This is a genomic window from Xenophilus sp. (assembly GCF_044462705.1).
In the GTDB taxonomy this organism is placed as follows: domain Bacteria; phylum Pseudomonadota; class Gammaproteobacteria; order Burkholderiales; family Burkholderiaceae_C; genus Xenophilus; species Xenophilus azovorans.
In genome coordinates this window covers 5,707-8,339 of sequence record NZ_JBIQNC010000141.1, presented here as the reverse complement: position 1 = coordinate 8,339, position 2,633 = coordinate 5,707, and the positions used below count along the sequence as shown (strand labels likewise).

At 73.1% G+C, this 2,633-nt stretch carries 3 protein-coding genes; all 3 read right to left on the bottom strand.

Annotation, left to right across the window (positions count from 1 at the left end; all coding sequences use genetic code 11):
* The coding region (locus ACIY1X_RS18570; RefSeq protein WP_399683306.1) for an acyl-CoA thioesterase at window positions 1-486 on the bottom strand (486 nt) is incomplete at its 3' end.
* 28 nt (window positions 487-514) lie between these two features.
* On the bottom strand, window positions 515-1,405 hold the full coding sequence (locus ACIY1X_RS18565) for an alpha/beta fold hydrolase (RefSeq protein WP_399683303.1): 891 nt from the start codon (window positions 1,403-1,405) through the stop codon (window positions 515-517).
* 46 nt (window positions 1,406-1,451) lie between these two features.
* A partial coding sequence (locus tag ACIY1X_RS18560; RefSeq protein ID WP_399683300.1) for an acetyl-CoA C-acyltransferase occupies window positions 1,452-2,633 on the bottom strand: 1,182 nt, incomplete at its 5' end.

The following is a 2,633-nucleotide window of genomic DNA, read 5'->3' as shown; positions in this document are numbered from 1 at the left end:
GGCGCCGCTGACGGGCCGCATCTCGTACTGCTCCAGCCAGGCCACGCCCTTGGGGCCGATGCTGAAGCGTTCCACCGCCTGCGGTGCGGGCACCTCGGGCATCGGGCAGTCGTTCTCGCCCCAGGTCTGGCGCCGGACGGCGGTGACGGCGGTGGCGGTGGTGTTGACCTGCATCCGGCCTTCGGCATCGCGCTGGCGGATCTCCATCGTCCAGTGCTGGGTGGAGCGGTTGGTGCGCGCCGGCTGCGCGACGATCTCGAACTCGCCCTCGGTCACCGCGGCGGCGAAGTTCACCGTCAGCGCGACGGGCTCGCCCAGCAGCTCGGGATGGCGCAGCACCGCCTGCAGCGCCAGCGCGGCCGTCATGCCGCCGAAGGGGCCCACCATGTTCCAGTAGGCGGGATGCGTGCTGCCGATGAAGTGGCCCGAGGCGAGATCGCTGTGCCGCAGGGCCAGGGCCTGGTCGAAGGGGTGTGGTGATGCCATGGGCGCAGTGTGCATGGGGGCGGCGGGCTCAGGCAGTCGTCTGCGGGACGGCGGCCAGCGCGGGCAGGCGGCGCAGGCTGTCGACCAGCCGGGGCCACAGGCGCGCGGCAGCCGGCTCGCGGAAGAAGCCGAAGTGGCCGATGCGCGGCAGTTGCTCCTCGCGCGGGTCGATGCGCTCCACCGCCGTCGGGGCACGCGCGTACAGCGACACCAGGCTGTGCGTGCCACGCAGGGTCATCATCTCGTCGTCGGCCACCGACAGCGCCAGCACGGGGAAGCGCACCTGGGCATAACTGCGCCGCGCCGGTTCGCCCTCGGCGCCGACGCTGTAGCGCGGGTGCAGGCACCAGCGGCGCCACTGCAGGATCACGCCGCGCGGCAGGTCGCCGACCTTGCGCAGCCGCCGCCCCGGGAAGTAGCCGAACAGCCGCACCGCCAGCGGCACCAGCACGAACCAGAAGTACGGCACCATGCGCTTGAGCCGCGGCGCGTTCTCGCGCCAGTAGCCGCTGCCGGCGGCGATGCAGACCAGCCCGTCCACCTGCTCCGGCCGGCGCAGCAGGCCGGGCAGCTGCGCGCCCAGGCTGTGGCCGAGCAGGTACAGCGGCGCGTCGGGCGCAGCCGCCTTCGCCGCGGCGATGACGGTCTCGTAGTCGCGCGCCCAGTCGTGCAGGTCGGCGTCGAAGCCGCGCAGCGAGCGACCGGCGCGCGAGTCGCCGCTGCCGCGGTAGTCGAAGGTCCAGACGCGGTAGCCCTGCCGCGCCAGCCATTGGGCGAAAGGCGCATAGAAGGCCTGCCGCACGCCCATCGCGCAGCCGATCACCAGGCTGACCTGCGCCGCCGCCGCGCCGCTGCCGTCGTAGCGGCGCACGGCCAGGCGGGCGCCGTCGTCGGTCAGGAGTTGCAGGTCCGTGTGCATCCGCTGTCTCCGTCCTTTTCCGTGAATCGGCCCGCGCCGCGGGGGTTCAGACCCGCTCGAAGATGCCTGCCGCGCCCTGCCCCATGCCCACGCACATGGTGACCATGCCGTACTTGAGGTTCTTGCGGCGCAGCGCGTGCACCACGGTGGCCGAGCGGATGGCGCCGGTGGCGCCCAGCGGGTGGCCCAGCGCGATGGCGCCGCCCATCGGGTTGACCTTGGCCGGGTCGAGCCCGAGCGTGTCGATGACGGCCAGCGACTGCGCGGCGAAGGCCTCGTTCAGCTCGATCCAGTCGATGTCGTCCTGCTTCAGCCCGGCGTAGCGCAGCGCGGCCGGGATCGCCTCGATCGGCCCGATGCCCATGATGGCCGGCGGCACGCCCTTGCTGGCGAAGCTGACGAAGCGCGCCAACGGCGTGAGGTCGTACTTCTGGCAGGCCGCCTCGCTGGCGAGGATCAGCGCGCCGGCGCCGTCGGAGGTCTGCGAGCTGTTGCCCGCCGTGACGGTGCCGCGCGCGGCGAACACGGTGCGCAGCCTGGCCAGCCCTTCCAGGCTGGTGTCGGGGCGCGGGCCTTCGTCGAGGTTCACCGCGCGGGTCTTCGCGGTGGCCTCGCCGGTGGCGGCGTCGAAGCCGCGGTCGGTCACCTCGACCGGCGTGATCTCGTCGGCGAACTCGCCGGCCTGCTGCGCGGCGAGGGCGCGCTGGTGCGACTGCAGCGCGAAGGCGTCCTGCGCCTCGCGGCTCACCTTCCACTGCTGCGCCACCTTCTCGGCCGTCAGGCCCATGCCGTAGGCGATGCCGACGTCGCCGTCGCGTTCGAAGATGGAGGGCGAAAGCGAGGGCGCGTTGCCCATCATCGGCACCATGCTCATGCTCTCCACGCCGGCGGCGATCATCACCTCGGCCTCGCCCACGCGGATGCGGTCGGCCGCCATCTGCGCCGCCGACAGGCCCGAGGCGCAGAAGCGGTTGACGGTGATGCCGCCCACGCTGGTGGGCAGCCCCGCCAGCACGGCGCCGATGCGCGCCACGTTCAGGCCCTGCTGCGCCTCGGGGATGGCGCAGCCGCAGACGATGTCCTCGATGGTCTGCGGATCGAGGCGCGGCACCTGCGCCAGCGCCGCCTTCAGCGTGGTGGCCAGCAGGTCGTCCGGGCGATGGTTGCGGAAGTAGCCGCGGTGCGAGCGGCCGATGGGGGTGCGGGTGGCGGCGACGATGTAGGCGTC